The 19,090-nt window shown below is 56.2% G+C and carries 15 protein-coding genes; 4 read left to right on the top strand and 11 right to left on the bottom strand.

The window, feature by feature from the left end:
- The first annotated feature begins 21 nt into the window (after window positions 1-21).
- From JFT81_RS14470 to JFT81_RS14460, 3 genes are all read left to right on the top strand, one after another.
- The gene (locus tag JFT81_RS14470; RefSeq protein WP_201200936.1) at window positions 22-207 is read left to right on the top strand and encodes a hypothetical protein; all 186 of its coding nucleotides are present in this window, start codon (window positions 22-24) and stop codon (window positions 205-207) included.
- A gap of 380 nt (window positions 208-587) precedes the next feature.
- The gene (locus JFT81_RS14465) at window positions 588-1,169 is read left to right on the top strand and encodes a ComF family protein (RefSeq protein ID WP_201200937.1); all 582 of its coding nucleotides are present in this window, start codon (window positions 588-590) and stop codon (window positions 1,167-1,169) included.
- Window positions 1,170-1,174: 5 nt separating this feature from the next.
- Window positions 1,175-1,732: a hypothetical protein gene (locus JFT81_RS14460; protein ID WP_201227822.1), complete on the top strand. Its 558-nt coding sequence runs from the start codon at window positions 1,175-1,177 to the stop codon at window positions 1,730-1,732.
- Window positions 1,733-1,790: 58 nt separating this feature from the next.
- On the opposite strand, the gene JFT81_RS14455 is transcribed toward JFT81_RS14460, so the two are convergent.
- From JFT81_RS14455 to JFT81_RS14420, 8 genes are all read right to left on the bottom strand, one after another.
- Entirely contained in the window at window positions 1,791-3,275 is a 1,485-nt protein-coding gene (locus JFT81_RS14455) for an amino acid permease (RefSeq protein ID WP_201227821.1), read from the bottom strand.
- A gap of 224 nt (window positions 3,276-3,499) precedes the next feature.
- Window positions 3,500-4,924: a gamma-aminobutyraldehyde dehydrogenase gene (locus JFT81_RS14450; protein ID WP_201227820.1), complete on the bottom strand. Its 1,425-nt coding sequence runs from the start codon at window positions 4,922-4,924 to the stop codon at window positions 3,500-3,502.
- 171 nt (window positions 4,925-5,095) lie between these two features.
- The gene (locus JFT81_RS14445; protein ID WP_127650803.1) at window positions 5,096-5,923 is read right to left on the bottom strand and encodes an ABC transporter permease; all 828 of its coding nucleotides are present in this window, start codon (window positions 5,921-5,923) and stop codon (window positions 5,096-5,098) included.
- Complete coding sequence (locus JFT81_RS14440; RefSeq protein ID WP_016986394.1) at window positions 5,913-6,848, bottom strand: ABC transporter permease; 936 nt, start codon at window positions 6,846-6,848, stop codon at window positions 5,913-5,915. The genes JFT81_RS14445 and JFT81_RS14440 overlap by 11 nt, the downstream gene beginning before the upstream one ends.
- A gap of 1 nt (window position 6,849) precedes the next feature.
- Complete coding sequence (locus JFT81_RS14435) at window positions 6,850-7,887, bottom strand: ABC transporter ATP-binding protein (protein WP_201227819.1); 1,038 nt, start codon at window positions 7,885-7,887, stop codon at window positions 6,850-6,852.
- Window positions 7,888-8,141: 254 nt separating this feature from the next.
- Window positions 8,142-9,293 (bottom strand): putative ABC transporter substrate-binding protein YdcS, encoded by a 1,152-nt coding sequence (gene ydcS, locus JFT81_RS14430; RefSeq protein ID WP_201227818.1) that lies wholly within the window; start codon window positions 9,291-9,293, stop codon window positions 8,142-8,144.
- A gap of 83 nt (window positions 9,294-9,376) precedes the next feature.
- Window positions 9,377-10,834: a gamma-aminobutyraldehyde dehydrogenase gene (locus tag JFT81_RS14425; protein ID WP_201228102.1), complete on the bottom strand. Its 1,458-nt coding sequence runs from the start codon at window positions 10,832-10,834 to the stop codon at window positions 9,377-9,379.
- 131 nt (window positions 10,835-10,965) lie between these two features.
- On the bottom strand, window positions 10,966-11,880 hold the full coding sequence (locus JFT81_RS14420) for a LysR family transcriptional regulator (RefSeq protein ID WP_007967749.1): 915 nt from the start codon (window positions 11,878-11,880) through the stop codon (window positions 10,966-10,968).
- 314 nt (window positions 11,881-12,194) lie between these two features.
- On the opposite strand from JFT81_RS14420, the gene JFT81_RS14415 reads away from it, so the two are divergent.
- Window positions 12,195-12,914: a tellurite resistance TerB family protein gene (locus JFT81_RS14415; RefSeq protein ID WP_201227817.1), complete on the top strand. Its 720-nt coding sequence runs from the start codon at window positions 12,195-12,197 to the stop codon at window positions 12,912-12,914.
- A 17-nt stretch (window positions 12,915-12,931) separates the two neighbouring features.
- Here the strand turns inward: JFT81_RS14415 and JFT81_RS14410 are convergent, their stop codons facing one another.
- From JFT81_RS14410 to JFT81_RS14400, 3 genes are all read right to left on the bottom strand, one after another.
- On the bottom strand, window positions 12,932-13,600 hold the full coding sequence (locus JFT81_RS14410) for a hypothetical protein (RefSeq protein ID WP_201228101.1): 669 nt from the start codon (window positions 13,598-13,600) through the stop codon (window positions 12,932-12,934).
- Window positions 13,601-14,749: 1,149 nt separating this feature from the next.
- Window positions 14,750-15,901, bottom strand: a complete 1,152-nt coding sequence (locus tag JFT81_RS14405) for a hypothetical protein (RefSeq protein ID WP_201227816.1) — start codon at window positions 15,899-15,901, stop codon at window positions 14,750-14,752.
- Window positions 15,894-19,040: a hypothetical protein gene (locus JFT81_RS14400; protein WP_201227815.1), complete on the bottom strand. Its 3,147-nt coding sequence runs from the start codon at window positions 19,038-19,040 to the stop codon at window positions 15,894-15,896. The genes JFT81_RS14405 and JFT81_RS14400 overlap by 8 nt, the downstream gene beginning before the upstream one ends.
- Window positions 19,041-19,090 lie beyond the last annotated feature (50 nt).

The following is a 19,090-nucleotide window of genomic DNA, read 5'->3' as shown; positions in this document are numbered from 1 at the left end:
TATTAGAGAAGGACATCGTCCATGGCAAAAATACAAGGCATCACCGACATGTTGGGCATCTTTCCCTGCCTCGGTAGCGGCCGCAGAAAACGTCGGCTCAGCTCTGACGAACTGAAACTGGTGGAGCGCTATCGAGAGCTTTCGGAAAGTGACCGGATTGCGATGCGCTATCTGGTGGATGCGATGCGGAGTGTTTCGCGGTTTTAGCGCTGGGGTAGGTACCGTGAAAGCCATTTGGCTTTTACGGTGGCGAGATCAATCAAATTGCGGAGTAAACCTGTGGCGAGGGAGCAAGCTTCCTCGCCACAGATTTTTTTGTTCAACCCTGCCGCTGATTTCGCTGCCAAGAAAAAGCCTATCGGCAGGCACGTAAGACGCCAAGTCGGTTCTGTCGATACCTTCTGTAGGAAAGAGGATTTGTTTGCGAAGGCCATATCTGTAGGAAATGCCTGTTTTTGCATTGGCGCCAGCGAGACCAACCCTAACCAGTGATTTTTCCGCTATTTATTTGAATCTTGCGCATCGCTGCAGATGCTCGGCCCGTGGTTTCAGGGCTCAAAGGATTGTTATGAATAAAGGAGAATTCAATGAAGGTGTCTCTCAAGCAGATCAACGGCCCTTGGGATCAGGGCTGGGTGCTGGACAAACACATGGTAAGTAGTACCTTTCTTGGCAACGATGATCGCGGATACCCATGCTTCGATAATCAGCGCACCGAGATTGGCGAGGCTACCTACCAGCTCAAATACCAGAAGGATTGGACTCAGGTCAGCCCACTTGCTCAGGCGTTAGCGACAAATGTGTTCCCAAAACTGAATCAGGTCGGGTTCGTGGTGCCCATGCCCGCTTCAAATATTCGTCAGCGACAACCGGTAACTGAAGTTGCCCTAGCGTTGGGACGAATTATCGGGCGGCCGGTTTACTCGGATCTGCTTCGAAAAGCGACCACGGGAAAGTCGCTGAAGGATTTGCATTCCAAAGCCGACAAGGTTGCGGCGATTGGAGACAGTTTCAGCGTCAATGATGAAATCACCACTGATGTGCGCTGGAATGTTTTGGTTGTAGATGATTTGTTTGATAGCGGGGCGTCGATGGACGCGGCCTGCGCTGTTTTGCGTAAATATCCGAAGGTAGGGAAAATTTACGTCGCAGCGCTAACTTGGAAGTGAACTCAATGACGACTGTATTTATTGCCGGCTCTATCAACATCAAGAACCTTGATCCGAAGGTTAAAGAGCGCATCAATAATATTGTGGCGTCTGAGTTTGAGGTGGTGGTTGGGGATGCAGGGGGTGCCGATACCTCTATTCAGGAGTACCTGCTGAGTCTCGAACGATCCAAAACCACGGTGTTCTGCAGCGGGGCGGCACCGAGAAATAACCTAGGGAAATGGCCCGCGAGGACAGTCGATTCCAAACATGCCAAAGGGTCGAGAGCCTTCTTCACCGAGAAAGACGTCGTCATGGCCGAAGCAGCCGACTACGGTTTGATGATCTGGGATGCAAAGAGCACCGGTACGCTCAGCAACGTCATTGAACTGTTGTCGAGGAAGAAAAAGTCGCTTGTTTTCGTCAACAAGGAAAAGGAATTCAAAGTCGTCGGAGACGTCAGTCAGTTGGAAGAGTTGATTGCAATCATGTCCGATCACGCCAAGCAAAAAGCCAACGAAAAAATCAAACTGTTCGACCGTATTTCCTTGCTGAAACACGATCAGGCAGAGTTTTCTTTTTGATGGTTTTTCTCGGCTTCCCTGAACCCCGGCACCTTGTCGGTGCCGGGATCAAACACTCTTAGCGACTGACCTTCCAGGCATCCCCAGCCGGGGCCTTGCCATGGTCATACGGCTTGCCAATCCACATATAAACCAAGCCCAATCCAATCACGATCGCCGTGCTCAACACCATCGCATAGTTCACATACCAAGCCGCATCCGGCGTACGTGGCCAAGCCATATTGATGATTGCGCCAACGCCATACACCAGCGCGCCGATGTTCACCGGCCAGCCCCATGCGCCGAGGGTGAACTTGCCGCTCGGTTTCCAGCCTTTGCTGCGGGCGTACAGCGCGGCCAGGACGATCATCTGGAACGCGAGGTAGATACCGATGGCGGCGAAGCTGACGATGGTGGCCACGGCGTCTTGCAGGAAGAAGCCGAGGGCGATGATCAGGGCCGGCAGGACGCCGGACACGAACAGTGCGGCAACCGGCACCTGGGTGGTAGGAGAAATCTTCTTCAGCAGTCGGCTGCCAATGACCATTTCGTCGCGAGCGTAGGAGTACAGCAGACGGCTCGCCGCTGCTTGTAGGCTGATGACGCAGGAGATGAAGGAAATCATCACCACGCCCATCACCACTTTCGAGCCGACCGGGCCGAAGGCGTTGTTGAGGATGGTGGTGACCGGGTCTTTGTCGGTGCCATTGATCACGGCTTGCATGTCCGGCACGGCGAGGATCAGCGCCAGGCAGGCGAACATTGCCGCGATACCGCCGATGTAGATGGTCATGCGCATGGCCACCGGGATTTTCGCGCTCGGGTTCGGGGTCTCTTCGGCGACGTCGCCGCAAGCCTCGAAGCCGTAGTAGAGGAACATCCCCGCCAGCGATGCGGTGAGGAATGCCGGCAGGTACGAGCCGTCGACGCTGATGTCGAAAGTGTTGAACAGTACGCTCAGCGGTTGATGGCGTTCGAACACCAGCAGGTAAACACCAACGATCACCGCGCCGACCAGTTCGCAGAGGAAGCCGAACATGGCGATGCGCGCCAGCACTTTGGTGCCGCTGAGGTTGACCAGCGTGGCGAACAAGGTCAGCACCAGTGCGATGACGATGTTGGTGTTGTTGCTCGGCTCAAAACCGAGCATGGCGGCCAGGTACGGACCCGCACCGACGGCGACCGCAGCGATGGTGACGCAGAGGGCGATGGAGTAGATCCAGCCGACCATCCATGCCCATTTTTTACCGACCAATCGACGTGCCCAAGGGTATACACCGCCGGAAATCGGGAACTGCGAAACCACTTCGCCGAAGATCAGGCACACCAGCAACTGGCCGCAACCGACCAATAAATAGGCCCAGAACATCGGTGGCCCGCCCGCGGCAAGGCACAGGCCGAAAAGGGTATAAACCCCTACGACCGGTGACAGATAAGTGAAGCCTAGAGCGAAGTTTTCCCACAGGCTCATGCTGCGGTTGAAGTTCGAGGTGTAGCCCAGTTGGCGCAGTTGTTCGGCATCGCTGTCGGCAACGGCTGTGGCGAGATCGGGTGAGGAACTCATGTGTGTTTGCTCCGTGAAATCGGCAGATTTCGGATGGCCGAGGCCGTGGCGGGGCGAAATGGGCGCCGCCCGGTTCGGTAGTTATTGTTAGGTTTTATCCTGGTAGTGCGCAGAGCCGGTTTCTGCCTTGAAGCCGGAGTTGACGCCTTCGCGAGCAAGCTTTGCTCCTACAGGGGGACATCGCACCACTGTAGGAGCAAGCTTGCTCGCGAAGCTTTTGATCTTTAGTGCTTGAACATCACATGCCGAACCGTGGTGTAGTCCTCCAGCCCGTACATGGACATGTCCTTGCCGTAACCGGACAATTTCTGACCGCCATGGGGCATTTCGCTGACGAGCATGAAGTGCGTGTTCACCCACGTGCAGCCGTACTGCAAGCGTGCCGACATGCGATGCGCGCGTCCGACGTCCGCTGTCCACACCGAGGAGGCGAGGCCGTAGTCCGAATCGTTGGCCCATTCCAGCGCCTGCGCTTCATCGGTGAATTTGGTCACCGAGACCACCGGGCCAAACACTTCGCGGCGAACGATCTCGTCGTCCTGCTGCGCATCGGCCAGAACGGTTGGTTCAAAGAAAAAACCATTGCCCTCGACAGCCTTGCCGCCAGTGATCAGACGAATGTGCGGCTGAGCCACGGCACGCTCGACAAACCCGGCAACACGGTCGCGATGTTGGGCAGTGATCAACGGCCCCAACTCGGTCGACGGATCATCCTGCAAACCGTGCTTGATGCTACTGACCGCCGCGCCGAGTTTCTCGACAAACTTGTCGTAAATGCCTTGCTGCGCGTAGATCCGGCACGCGGCGGTGCAGTCCTGCCCGGCGTTGTAGAAACCGAAGGTACGGATGCCTTCCACCGCCGCATCGATATCGGCGTCGTCGAAGATGATCACCGGCGCCTTACCGCCCAGTTCCATGTGCATACGTTTAACGCTGTCGGCGGTGCTGGAAATGATGTTGGCGCCGGTGGCGATGGAGCCGGTCAGCGAAACCATGCGCACCTTCGGGTGCGTGACCAAAGGGCTGCCAACGGTAGGGCCGCGACCAAACACCAGGTTGAGTACACCAGCCGGGAAGATTTCCGACGCCAGTTCGGCCAGACGCAACGCGGTCAGTGGGGTTTGTTCCGACGGCTTGAGCACCACGGTATTACCGGCAGCCAGCGCTGGGGCGATTTTCCAGGCAACCATCATCAGCGGGTAGTTCCACGGCGCAATGGAGGCGATCACGCCAACCGGGTCGCGGCGAATCATCGACGTGTGGCCGGGTAAATATTCGCCGCCCGCCGAACCGCTCATGCAACGGCTGGCGCCGGCGAAGAAGCGGAACACGTCGGCAATCGCCGGGATCTCGTCGTTGAGCGCGGCGCTGTAGGGTTTGCCACAGTTGTCGGATTCGAGCTTGGCCAGTTCTTCGCCGTGAGCTTCGATGGCGTCGGCGAGTTTGAGCAACAACAGGGAGCGGTCTTTCGCCGCGGTTTGCGACCAATCGGCGAAGGCGTTGTCGGCGGCACGCACGGCGGCGTCGACCTGGGCCTCGGTGGCTTCGTTGATCTCTACCAGCACTTCGCCACGCGAAGGGTTGAGCACTGGTTGCGCCGGGCCTTCACCGGTGACCAGTTGGCCGTTGATCAAGAGTTGGGTTTGCATGGTTTTGTCCTCTTTGAAGCAATTGTTATTTTTCAGAAGAAACCGATTTCAACTGTAGGAGTGAGCCTGCTCGCGATAGCGTCGTCATGTTCAATATTGCTGTGACTGACACACCGCTATCGCGAGCAGGCTCACTCCTACAGGGATTCGGTTTTTTCAGTGGTTATTCGGTTATTTGCCGCCGCTGCCCGCGACGCTTTCGCCACCGCGCGTCAGGTAATACGCGCCGAGAATCGGCAGCATGGTCACCATCATCACCAGCATCGCGACGACGTTGGTCACCGGCACATCCCGTGGCCGGCTCAGTTGGTTGAGCAGCCACAACGGCAACGTACGTTCATGGCCTGCGGTGAACGTGGTGACGATGATTTCGTCGAACGACAACGCAAACGCCAACATGCCGCCGGCGAGCAACGCCGAGCCGAGGTTTGGCAGGATGATGTAGCGAAAGGTCTGCCAGCCGTCGGCGCCGAGGTCCATCGAGGCCTCGATCAAACTGTGCGAAGTGCGGCGCAAACGGGCGATGACGTTGTTGTAGACGATCACCACGCAGAAGGTCGCGTGGCCAACGATGATGGTGAACATCCCCGGCTCGATCCCCAGCGTCTTGAACGTCGCTAGCAGGGCGATCCCGGTGATGATCCCCGGCAATGCAATCGGCAAAATCAGCATCAGTGAAATGCCCTGTTTGCCGAAGAAATCGCGGCGGTACAACGCTGCCGAAGCCAACGTACCGAGCACCATTGCAATCAGTGTGGCGATGGCTGCGATCTGCAATGAAAGCTTGATTGCCTCTAGAACATCAGGCCGCGAAAAAGCGACGCTGAACCAGTGCAGCGTGAAACCCTTCGGTGGAAAGCTGAACGCCGCTTCCTCCGTGTTGAAGGCGTAAAGAAATATGATCAGGATCGGGAAGTGCAGAAACACCAGCCCGCCCCAGGCTGCGATTTTCAGGCCTAGAGAGGCTTTCTCCCCCTGCTTTTCTGAATTAGAGCGCATCGAAGGCTCCCAGTCGTTTGACGATGGACAGGTAAACCGCGATCAACACAATCGGCACCAGCGTGAACGCCGCCGCCATCGGCATGTTGCCGATCGCACCCTGCTGCGCATACACCATGCTGCCGACGAAGTAGCCCGGCGGCCCCACCAGTTGCGGCACGATGAAGTCGCCCAAGGTCAGCGAAAACGTGAAGATCGAACCGGCGGCAATGCCCGGAATCGACAGCGGCAAGATCACCTGCATAAAGGTCTGACGCGGCTTCGCGCCCAAGTCAGCGGAGGCCTGCAACAGCGACGGCGGCAGACGTTCCAGCGACGCTTGAATCGGCAGAATCATGAACGGCAGCCAGATGTAGACAAACACCATGAACCGTCCCAGATGCGAGGTCGACAAGGTGCTGCCGCCGACGCCGGGAATCCCCAGAATGAACTGCAATACCGGCTCCAGCCCCAGGTGCTGCACGAACCACTGCGCCACACCGCCCTTGGCCAACAGCAACGTCCACGCATACGCCTTGACGATGTAACTGGCCCACATCGGCATCATCACCGCGATGTAGAAAAACGCCTTGGTTTTGCCGGTGGTATAGCGCGCCATGTAGTAGGCAATCGGGAACGCGACGATGGCGCTGGCGATCGATACGACGATGGCCATGCTCAGCGTGCGCAGGATGATGTCGAAGTTCGACGGCTGAAACAGCGCGGCAAAATTGGCCAGGGTCAGGTCCGGAGTAACCGCCATGGTGAAGTCGTCGAAGGTGTAGAAACCCTGCCACAACAGCACCAGCAGCGAGCCGAGATAAATCGCGCCGAACCACAGCAGCGGCGGCACCAGCAGCATCGACAGATACAGATTCGGCTTGCGGTAGAGCAGGTTGGAAAACCTGCGCAACGGCGGCGATGCAGTCATCGCGAGCGTGCTCATGTCACACCCCGCTCGTCACGGTGTCGTGCAGTGGAATCATCGCTTCCCGCGCCCACCGTGCGCTCAGGCGCTGGCCGGTCTGATGTTGCGCGCTGCTGTCGATCCACTGATTGTTGGCGTGACTGATGCTCAGGGTCTGACCGTTTTCCAGCTTCAATTCATAACGGGTGGCGCTGCCCTGGTACTGGATGTCATGGAGCAGACCGCTGACTTCGATTTCGTGGCTGGCGAGTGGGCCCTCGGCGAAACGCACGTGTTCCGGGCGGATCGAAAACGGCTGCGGATGACCGCTGATTTGGCGGGCCAGATCACCACGAATCACGTTCGAGGTGCCGACGAATTCGGCGACGAATGTGGTGGTCGGTTTCATGTACAGATTTCGCGGCGTGTCGACCTGCTCGATGCGGCCCTTGTTGAACACGGCCACGCGATCGGACATCGACAGCGCTTCGGTTTGATCGTGGGTGACGAAGATGAAGGTGATGCCGAGTTGGCGTTGCAGCTTCTTTAATTCGCTTTGCATTTGCTCACGCAGTTTCAGATCCAGCGCGCCCAAAGGTTCATCCAGCAACAACACGCGCGGACGGTTGACCAAGGCGCGGGCGAGGGCGACACGCTGGCGTTGGCCGCCAGACAGTTGCACCGGTTTGCGTGCGCCGTAACCGCCGAGGGCGACCATGTCCAAGGCTTCTTCTGCGCGTTTATGCCGTTCGGTTTTGCCGACGCCTTTGACCTTCAACCCGTAGGCGACGTTGTCGAGGACGTTCATGTGCGGGAACAGCGCGTAATCCTGAAACACCGTGTTGACGTCACGTTGGTATGGCGGCAAACCGGCCGCTTCGGCGCCGTGAATGCGGATCGAGCCGGCGCTCGGTTGTTCGAACCCGGCGATCAGGCGCAGGCAGGTGGTTTTGCCCGAGCCGGAAGGGCCGAGCATGGAAAAGAACTCGCCGTCCTGGATATCGATGGAAACCCGGTCAACGGCCTTCACTTCGCCGAATTGCCGGGAAACGTTGGTGAACTGGACTGCAAGCGTCATGGTGCGGTGCTCCGGTAAAGCGGGCTTTCAAAAAAGTCGTGTGTGCGTCGAAAAGATCGCAGCCTGCGGCAGCTCCTACAGTAGGTGTGCAGGGCGCTGAGATTGCTTTTAGCTCCCTCTCCCTCCGGGAGAGGGCAGGGGTTTCGGCCATTGCTCTGAGATCAAGGGCAAGGTCAAAAGCTACCCCCTCACCCCCAGCCCTCTCCCCCAGAGGGGCGAGGGGGAAAGGGAGCTCGACCGAGGTGCTCTCGGGCTTATCTACCGCCCATGATCGCGATGTAGTCCTGCGTCCAGCGGCTATACGGCACAAACTTGCCACCTTCAGCCTGCGGGGTTTTCCAGAAAGCGATCTTGTCGAACTGATCAAACCCGTTGGTCTTGCAACCTTCAGCACCGAGCAGTTCGCTCTCCTTGCACGCTGCCGGCACCGCCGGTAGCGAACCAAACCACGCCGCCACATCACCCTGGACTTTCGGTTTCAGCGACCAGTCCATCCACTTGTACGCGCAGTTCGGGTGCTTGGCCTCGGCGTGCAACATGGTGGTGTCGGCCCAGCCCGTAGCGCCTTCTTTCGGAATGGTCGAAGCAATCGGCTGCTTCTCGTTCATCAGGCCGTTGACCTGATACGGCCAGGCGCTTGATGCAACTACGCCTTCGTTCTTGAAGTCGCTCATCTGCACCGTGGTGTCATGCCAGTAGCGGTGGATCAGCGGCTGCTGCGCGCGCAACAGATCGAGCACGGCTTTGTACTGATCTTCGGTGAGTTGGTACGGATCCTTGATGCCCAATTCAGGCTTGGTCGATTTCAGATATAGCGCCGCGTCGGCGATGTAAATCGGGCCGTCATAGGCCTGCACGCGGCCCTTGTTCGGCTTGCCGTCGGGCAGATCCTGCGCGGCGAACACCACGTTCCAACTAGTCGGCGCGGTCTTGAATACATTGGTGTTGTACATCAGCACGTTCGGGCCCCATTGGTACGGGGTGCCGTAGGTCTGATTGTTGACCACGTACCACGGCGCATCTTTCAAGCGCGGATCGAGGGTTTTCCAGTTCGGGATCAACGCGGTGTTGATCGGTTGCACACGCTTGCCGACGATCAACCGCAGCGACGCATCGCCCGACGCGGTCACCAGGTCGTAACCGCCCTTGGCCATCAGGCTGACCATTTCGTCCGAGGTGGCGGCGGTTTTCACATTGACCTTGCAGCCGGTTTCCTGCTCGAAACCGGTCACCCAGTCGTAGGCCTTGTCGCTCTCACCACGTTCGATGTAACCCGGCCAAGCGACGATATCCAGCTGACCTTCGCCAGCGCCGACAGCCTTTAACGGCTCGGCAGCTTGCAGGCTAGCGCTGGCGAGCAGGGCCGTGGTGATTGCACTGAGCAGTGCGGTCTTGTGCACGAACATGGTTAAACCCTCTTCTTTAAATTATGGTCGGGGCAGTTTTGAACGCGGTGAAGCGTGCCGTTTTCGGCTTGTTATTAGCGTAGTCAGAGATGCTGGCCGTGGCGGGCCATGATGTGCCGCACCACGCTGTAGTCCTGCAGCGAATCACTGGATAAGTCTTTGCCGTAACCGGAGCGTTTCAGCCCGCCGTGGGGCATTTCGCTGACCAGCATGAAATGGCTGTTGATCCACGTGCAGCCGTATTGCAGGCGCGCGGCAACCTGCATCGCCTTATCCAGATTCTGTGTCCACACCGACGAGGCGAGGCCGTATTCGGAGTCGTTGGCCCAGTCGACGGCCTGCGCGAGTTCGTCGAAGCGAGTCACGGTAACCACCGGGCCGAACACTTCGCGCTGGACGATTTCATCAGTCTGTTTGCAACCGGCGAGCAGCGTCGGTTGATAGTAGAAACCGGCGCCGGAATGCACGGCTGCACCGGTCACGCGTTCGATGTGCGGCTGACCGAGAGCGCGCTCGACGAAACTGGCCACGCGGTCGCGCTGGCGAGTACTGATCAGCGGGCCGATCTCGTTGTCGGCATCACGTTTGCCGGCGAAGCGCAGGCTGCTGACGGCGGCGCCGAGTTCGGCGACCAATTTGTCGTGAATCCCGGCCTGCGCGTAGATCCGGCAAGCGGCGGTGCAGTCTTGCCCGGCGTTGTAGTAACCGTAGGTGCGCACGCCTTCGACCACCGCTTGAATGTCGGCGTCGTTGCAGACGATCACCGGGGCTTTGCCACCGAGTTCGAGGTGTGTGCGTTTGAGGGTTTTTGCGGCGGCCTGAAGAATTTTCTGTCCAGTGACGATATCGCCGGTCAGCGAGACCATGCGCACTTTGGCGTGGCCGACCAAGTGGCTGCCGACGCCTTCACCGCCACCGCAGATAATGTTGATCACCCCACGCGGGAGGATTGCGGCCAGCGCTGGCGCCAGTGCAAGGATCGACAGCGGCGTGTGTTCGGACGGCTTGAACACCAGTGTGTTGCCTGCGGCGAGGGCCGGGGCGATTTTCCACGCGGCCATCATGATCGGGTAATTCCACGGCGCGATCGAGGCGACCACGCCAATCGGATCGCGACGCACCATGCTGGTGTAGCCCGGCAGGTATTCGCCGCTGAGCTGTCCGGTCTGGCAACGCACAGCGCCGGCGAAGAAACGGAACACATCGACGGTCGCAGTCAAATCGTCCTGACGCGCAAGGTGCAACGGTTTGCCGCAATTCAGTGATTCAAGGCGGGCGAGGTGGTCGGCGTGTTTTTCGACGGCGTTGGCGATGTCCAGCAACAGATTTGAACGTTGCTGCGGCGTGGTGCGCGACCATTCGGCGAAGGCACGGTGGGCGGCGAGGATCGCGGCTTCGACCTGCTCGGTGCTGGCCTCGGCGATGTGCGTAAGGATTTCACCAGTGGCCGGGTTGAGGATCGGCTCGACAAAGCCTTCGCCAGCGACCAGTTCGCCGTCGATCAACAACGCGGTACACATCGGGGTCTGCGCGCCAGCCATTTTCCGCGTTCTCTTTTCTTGTGTGGCCATTGTTGCTCCCTGATATCGGGAGCCGACCGTCTTATAGATGCAGCAAGACTAGTGCGCGGCTCCGAGGTCGACAAATTCTAAATACTGAAGGCAGCATTCGATTAAATAGATGGCTTGCGTCCACCGTGGGGTTGCTCACGGGCGACGGTCAGGAACGGATCGACCAGAGCGGGCCGCGCGGTGCCACGGCGCCAGGCCAGACCGACGTCGAGGGTCTGATTGAGGTCGGCGATGGGCCGCGCCTCGATGATGTCGCCCTCCAGTGACCATGGGCGATAAGTCATGTCTGGCTGAATCGAGACGCCCAGGCCCGCCGCGACAAGGCTTCGCACGGCTTCGGTGGAAGCGGTTCTCAAGGTGATCTTCGGTTGCAGCCCGGCGCCGCGCCATAGGCGTTGGGCATTGCGATCCATTTCATCGACGTTGAGTTGAATCAACGGCTCGCGGGCGACGTCGGCGAGATTGATGCTGTCGTGCTCCAGCAGCGGATGTTGGGCTGGGAGCCACAAACGGTGCGGCGAGTGGGTCAGGACTTCGGTCTGCAACGCGTGACGATCCTCGAGGTTGGAGAGAATCAACACGCCGACATCAATCTCGCCGCTGACCAGCAAATGCTCGATGTAGGGGCGCTCGTCTTCCATCACGCGGATCTCGACGTTGGGATAGGCGCGCTGAAAACGGGTGAGTAGATCCGCCAGGTAATAACCGGCAACCAGACTGGTCACGCCGACGATCAACTGCCCGGCGACCTGATCAGTGCTCTGTTGCAGGCTGCGCTTGGCGTTGTCCACCGTTGCGAGAATCAGGTGCGCCTGGCGTAGGAATTGGTGCCCCTGGTGCGTAAGGGTCATGCCCTTGGCATGGCGGCTGAACAGGCTGACGCCGATTTCCTCTTCCAGTTGCTGGATCGCCAAGGTCAGGGTCGATTGGGAAATGAATGCGGTTTGCGCGGCGGCGGAGATCGAGCCGGTCTCGGCCACGGCGATGAAGTGACGGATCTGACGCAGGGTCATCATGACGAGGCTACCCAGTGGGCGGTTTTTATAGATTGGCCTGAGTGTATATCTATTTTTTAGATGGCATGGCTTGCGGATTTCTTTGTGGCGAGTGAGCTTGCTCCCGTTCGGCTGCGAAGCAGTCGCAAAACCGGCAAACCGGGTAAGTCTGAAAGAATGCATTGGGTGCCGCTTCGCAGCCCAGCAGGAGCAAGCTCCCTCGCCACAGGGGCATCAAGCAACATCTGGAAGCACACTTGCAGGCAGGGGAAGGGCACTTTCGAACTAGGCTGGAGGCCTTATAGATCCGGTTAACCCCTGTTTGGAGGCGGAACATGAACACCCGTGGATTACTCGATCAACTACTAAAGTCCGGCCAGGATCTGTTGCAAAACAAGGCGAGCGGGTCGCAGAACAAATCGGCCAGCGGTGCCTTGGGTGGTTTGCTTGGCGGCGCTTCAGGCTCTGGCGGTCTCGGCAGTCTGCTCTCAGGCGCAGGCGGCGGGGCACTGGCGGCAGGCGCAATGGGCCTGCTGCTCGGCAACAAGAAAGTGCGCAAGGTCGGCGGTAAAGTAGCGATCTACGGCGGCCTCGCCGCACTGGGCGTGCTGGCATACAAAGCCTACGGCAACTACAACGCGCAGAAAGGCTCCGCCCCACAACGCGAACCGCAAACGCTGGATCGCCTGCCACCGGCACAAGCCGAGCAACACAGTCAGGCGATTCTCAAAGCGCTGGTCGCTGCCGCCAAAGCCGACGGCCACATCGACGACCGCGAGCGGCAATTGATCGAGGGCGAATTCACCAAGCTCGACAACGATCAGGAACTGCAACACTGGCTACACGCCGAACTCAACAAACCCCTCGACCCTGCCGACGTTGCCCGTGCGGCGAGTACGCCGGAGATGGCGGCTGAGATGTACATCGCCAGTGTGATGCTGGTGGATGAGGAGAGTTTTATGGAGAAGAGCTATCTGGATGAACTGGCGCGGCAGTTGAAGCTGGAGCCGGGGTTGAAGGTGGAGTTGGAGAAGCAGGTGCGTCAGTTGGGCTGAAGCCTACCTCTACCTCTTCAGGGCCGATGCACATCATCAAAATCATCGGCCTTGGGGGTGGCAATTATACCTTTCGCTTCTTGGGATCGGTAATACGCCTCAATTGTTAAAGATGGGTCAATACGTGCTTTAACAATGCATGGTTTTTGTTGCCATGGATATTCTTCGAGCTGCTTGCTCAGCGCTTTGGAGCCCGTTGCCAGCCAGGCTTTTTCCGATTGATCTCGCCATAGTCTTGGGTTACGTCCGGTTTTGGCATCGTGGGTCACCGTGACGAGATCAAGATGACGACTTTGCTCAAGTACAGGAAGGTCAGGTAGCGGTTGCGTGACATCCATGTAACGTTGCAGGCAATCCCAGAAAGCCAGTGCATTTGGCTGGTCGAGACCCAAGGCATGTACCTTGGTGGCTAGGCATACCTTGTTGTCGGTATAGCGGTGGTGCAGCCACAGGGCGTAGTCGTGGGAACCGTAACCGCTAGGTAGAATCTGCAGCACAGGATCGAACTCTTCGAAGGCGGCAACAAAGAGTTTACGGAAACGACGCTTGAAACGGAGCATTCCGTCGAGGCGATTGAACTCGCTTCCGTCGTGGGTGCTTATTCTACCGTACAGCCATAGCAGGCTATCAGTCCCGATAGTTGCTACGAAATAAAGAAATGTGCCTAGCCAGAGGCAAACTTGCATGCTGCCAGTTCCCAAAAGTGAACCATATCTCCATAAAACGATACCGGCGAAAATTACGAAACCGCCGATTTGGATCTGATGCACCAGTTTTTTGCCGCTCATGAATAGCGCAAGTGAAATATACATGGCAGCCACGACAGCTATGCATCCAATTAACATATAAAACGCATTAACATCGCTTCTCCCTGTGTCGGGGGCGAACTCAATGACTATTCCGAGTCCCCAAACAGCTGATACGAAAGAGATACAAATTAATTTAAGTATAAATAGTAGGTGTGGAATCTTAGTGGTGCTTTGAAATTGCCAGCGGTTCGCGTTGCAGTATATATTTTCGGTGTTTCCCGCCTCCCGCTGTCGGCTATGTGCAGACTGCTCTTTATCCTCTAATTGGGCAGTAACTTCCATTTCTGGCTCTAGGTATGCGTAGTGACCAAAAGCAAGATGAGTATCAAAGGTGCCTGAACGATTGAGGTCTTGTGCCGATTTGGGTGGTAACAACGCTTCTCGGTTGGTGCTGTAATACGCGCTTACAGCATATGGGATATCCAATTTAAATGTCATACGGGGAGCTCAGTGGTTTCAATTTGCCAATAGGGGGGTGTTTCATTTACTGGCAGATTGTCTGGCGGTAGTCGACGGTTTGACGGTGAAAATTCTGACCATTTTTTAGGGTTGGGCTGGGCTGGAGTAAAATCAAGTGCTCGCCTTGCTGATCTGAGCTTAGTTGAAAATTAGCACTAATTTTTAAACCTTGAGTTGCGCGTACATTGTAACGATCTAGGGGGCTTAGCTGAATTATGGGTAGGCTTGCGGGGACGATGTAAAGCACGCTAGTCGAGTCCAACGAAAGCGCTGCTACCTTAGGCGCTGCCAGGATCATCAGAGTGCTCCAATAAACGGAATGCCCTGCGTCATCTGCCATGAGAATACTTGAGATTTTCCTCCGCCGAAATCCAGATATGTCTCGTTGAGTTCACTCACGTAAGGGCTGTGTGGCAATGCCTCTGTCGGAAGAGGTAGCGGTGCCAGGTACGTCGTATTGCCAGAGGGAAACTGTTCGACATCTCCTGCGTTGTGCAATTTTATTACAGTCATATCGATCGGTTCGATTTCAAATTTTAGACATGTGAAGTCAATTCCAGAGCCGCCTCACGAACGCCCGGACTTTCGCTCATGACCTCCGGCAGCATTTTTTTCGCGCTGATGAACCTCTGCAAAAATCTCTGTGATCGCGCGCAATGGCGTGCGCTGTTTCTGTTCTTTGACGTATTTGCTCAGACGAATCAGTTCCTCGCTTGGCTTCGCCCATTGCTCCTCGGGGATCGATTCTGACCATGCTTGCATGGCCTCAGGCAGTTTTTTGCGGCCGACCTTGGCGATGCGCCGCACTTCCCATTCGACGAGGCGGTTGGGCAAAGTCCAGAACGTCATGATGTGGTAGAGGTACCAGAAAAAGGCATACACCCAGCCAACCTCTTTTTCAGCAATCCTGCGGTGCAGGCGCCTGCGGGCGTTGCGGAAGGTGTGCATGCCTTCATGAGCAGGATCGTCAGGGCCTTGTAAATCCATTGGGTCTTGAATGCTTTTGAGGTCGTGAACTTCGTATTCCATGTAGGCGCGGACGGCTTCCCAATGGGCAATGGCCAGCGGCATCCCACCGCACATGAACTCGATGCTGACCAGTTGCCCTTTATGGTGAATCCCCATGCCCATACCGTACTGACGCCGGACGCCGTACTGTGAGACGCCTTGAGCCTGAACCACCCAGGCAGAGAGTGATTCCCAGGGGGCGAAGATTGGAGCCTCTGCGCCTGTGGGCATGAAGCAGACTTCTCGGCGTTGGCGATTGAAACGGGTGGGGATGACTTCTGTGAATTTGTTGTGTTGGTAGATCCACACCGCTAACCCAACAGTAAGTCCACCTATGAACATACAGATGGCTGGTTTTCGGGCCGTGATAAAAAGGTCTTTACTAAACTCCATTACCTCAGTCAGCGCAAAACCACTTGAGGCAGCAATTAGTCCAACAATTAAAGGGATGCCTAAAATCATCAAGAACGCAGCAGTAAAAGGGCCGCCCAGCGTCATCTGCCATGAAAATACTTGAGGTTTTCCTCCGCCGAAGTCCAGATATGTCTCGTTGAGCTCGCTCACGTAAGGGCTGTGTGGCAATGCCTCTGTTGGAAGAGGTAGCGGTGCCAGGTACGTCGTATTGCCAGAGGGGAACTGTTCGACATCTCCTGCGTTGTGCAATTTTATTGCTGTCATATCGATCGGTTCAAGCTCAAGATTTTTAGACATGCGAAGCCAATTCCAACATCAGGGGCTCTACTTGAAGCAGAGGCGCGTGAGGGGGCGGTGGAACTCTATCAATAGAAGGAAAAGCGCCACTGCTCCTTGGATCGACACGAATATAGTGCGTTCTCTGCTGAGCTATACCATTCGAACCTGTGCTTTGAATCGCTACAACCAGCATCAATTCCTCTTGAGATTTGCCGACAATTCGCTCCTCGGTCTCAGGGTAACCGACGCAGAGAACAATCTGCTGGTCTTCAATACGGCGGAGTCTCGCATCGACGGGCTCACTAAGAATTTCCCAGCGCTCGATGGTCTGTCTGGCATCGACGAGGATCGTGTTGATACGGTACGCACCGATTTTTAACTGGTGACTGGGCTGACCTCCCAACGGGGCTATGAATGCAGCTGTATCAAGTCCGGGCAACAATAAATGTATGTCGCCGATCTTGGCTCTTAGCAGCAGGTTTTTCCACCAGGAGTCGTATTCCACACGACCGACCTGCACGGAAGGCGCCTGTACTATCGCTATCAAGGAGCTTTGGTAACCAGCAAGACTCAACGACTTGCGTTTGCTAGCGTCCTCTCCCCAAGGAGTACTTTGAAGCCATTGATCATGTGGCGTAGTGTTGTAGTAGTTGTAAACATAGTTCCCGCCCAACTCCAGCGCGGTAAACAGAGCACCTGCCAGGTTTGCACGGAAAAATACACTTGATAAACGGACACCTGATGCAGCCCATGCAGCTGTTCGGACAGCCCCTTGCTCGGCCGCCAGCACGGTATAGTTTGAGTAAAGCGTGCTGCCGAGCCCATAGATATTACTTGCCAATAATCCACCTGAAACGGCCATCGACATGATCGCTCCAGCCTGAGCACCTTCATTTCCGCTTCTAACAGCTTGCTCCCAACTGCTTTGATAACCTACGAGACTTGCACCGGCAGCATATGCTCCGAATAGGTATGTCATTGATCCCAAGCCGACATGCAACTTACCCATCTGGACTTGAAGATGTGCAATCGCATGACTCTGCAATCCTTTCGCCAAAAGTGCGCTGCGAGCAGTCAGTGCCGTATCGAAAATCCCCTGAGCGGCAGCAAAGCCTGCAGCGCTGGTAGCTACTGCAGCGTTGAAGACAGGTAGCAATGCACGCTTGTTTTTAGTTTGGCTGATGGTTTCACTCACAACCTGCCTCAGATTCAAAGCCTGCACCACAAACAACAACAACGCGGCTCCATCCCCCATCAGATTTTGCTTTGGCGCACTCTTTACACCGTTTCTGAAATTCTTCATTAGCCCGGATATTTCTTGCTGATTCGCCGGCGGGAATACGACAGTAATGCCGGCGCGTACGGGAGTTGCTCCATAAAACCGGACGCTGTTATCCGGTAACTCTGCAATGGGACTGAGTCCGCCTGCGAGGCGAGCTTCAGAGCCTGCCAGTTGCTTCCGGGTGATCTCTATCTCAGCCTGAAGTTGTTGAGCTTTTGGAGACTTGTGGCCTGATGTGCGTTTTACCTTGTTTCGCTCTCGATTGAGCTTTTGTAAATGTTCTTTTTCTTCGAACAAATCCTTGAGAGCACTTCGAAGAGCAGCTTTCTCGGCATCGGATGCGATAGTGAAGGTCACGCCCTCGCGCTTCGCCGCATCCAGGATGCGTGTCGGCAAAGCCTTGGGTAAACGACGAAAGAGCTGGTCAAGGTCAGGCATGGCCTGCCCCTTGAGTACCTGATCAAAATCGGCCAAAACTTTTTCAATACCACGATTGAGGGCCGGGCTCATCGTTTGTTGCGCTGCGTCGGCAACAGCACGAGTATCCTCAGGAAGCGTGTCGAGGGCCGGTAAACGGTTTTTTTCGATATTCTGGAGACTTTTCACATACTCGGGCACGTTGTTGAACAACGTCATGCCCGCTGCCTGCGCGAAAGCATACTGAACCCAGAGAGCCGTTTGCTCACTGTAGGGCAGCGCATAAAACATGGGGCGGCTGAATTGTGGTTCTTTCTCCAAGGACTTGAGAATCACATCGCATGCTTCATCGCTTCGGCAGACATCCTTCAGGCATGCGTATTCTGTAGCAAAAGACTGGCCAACCTGTTTGGCATTCTGGGGATCGTAGTACCAGGCAGTTTTATGAAAGCGTCCTGCAGAAAGCATTGCTGTTCGATCAACAGTAATCTGGTCTAGTAGCTTGTTCCAACGCTTGAGGGATTTGCGGTGATCGAACAAAGCGTTGTCCATCGCATCACGGTCGATCAGATCATTGATTCCGCGTTGCCCCATTTTGGCGCCGTTAAGGACATCCTTGATTCGTCGGTCTTGCTCCTTACCCAATTTGAGCAGGGCTTCAAAATTTTTTTCGACGAAGTTTTGCGGAGCTACCCTGAAATGCTCACGCGTGTAGTAACGACGATCAGTATCTTCAATACCTCGACCCGATGCCGTGTAATCCGCCATGGGGCCTTGATATTGGGCCATGTGCATAGCGTCATCCAAAGACTCCTTTTGCAGTTTGGCCAGCTCTGGCGGTACAGGACTTCCTTTCGCCGGGGTCATCAGCCCCCCTTTATTGAGGTACTCGACTATCGCTTGGCGCGTCGTGCCTTGTTCGGGCTCCTGCATTCCATTCAGGTCACTGAGCATCGCCTTTATGGACGGGTCATCACTTGCATCAGCCAGATTTCCGATGTCTTCCCGAGTGAGTTGGGTGAGTGATTCAATGTAGCAGGCGAGCAGATAGTCGCGTTCGTTTGCACGATCTTGCGACCCTCCTTTGGCCCATGTATCGATCCAATCGGCAACCTGATCCTGATAGTTGGCAAGATCACGAAGGACACCAATGTCATCGTTTACCACGAGATACAGCACATCCTGCTGGTAGTCCGCTTCGATGCAATTGGTCAGTGGATTCATTGATGATTCACGGAACTGCTCAGGCATTTCCCACAAATAGGGGATTCGTTCATTTTCTGGATAGCTGTAGACATTGACTGTCGGAATGAACGTCGCTGTTGTTTCCGGCTCGCCGCGCTTGCGTCGCTCAGCGTTATCAGCATTCTCGAGTGCTTTCAACGAAGCTTCATCTTGAGCGATTTGCTCGCTCTGAACACGAGCTGTCGCGACCTCGGCCAACCAGCGCTCGGCCATAGCTGGGGTCAATAAGCTCGGACCTCCTGTTTCACAATCGGCTCGACTTA

The organism is Pseudomonas sp. TH43 (assembly GCF_016650635.1).
Lineage (GTDB): Bacteria > Pseudomonadota > Gammaproteobacteria > Pseudomonadales > Pseudomonadaceae > Aquipseudomonas.
This window is presented reverse-complemented; position numbering and strand designations above follow the sequence as displayed.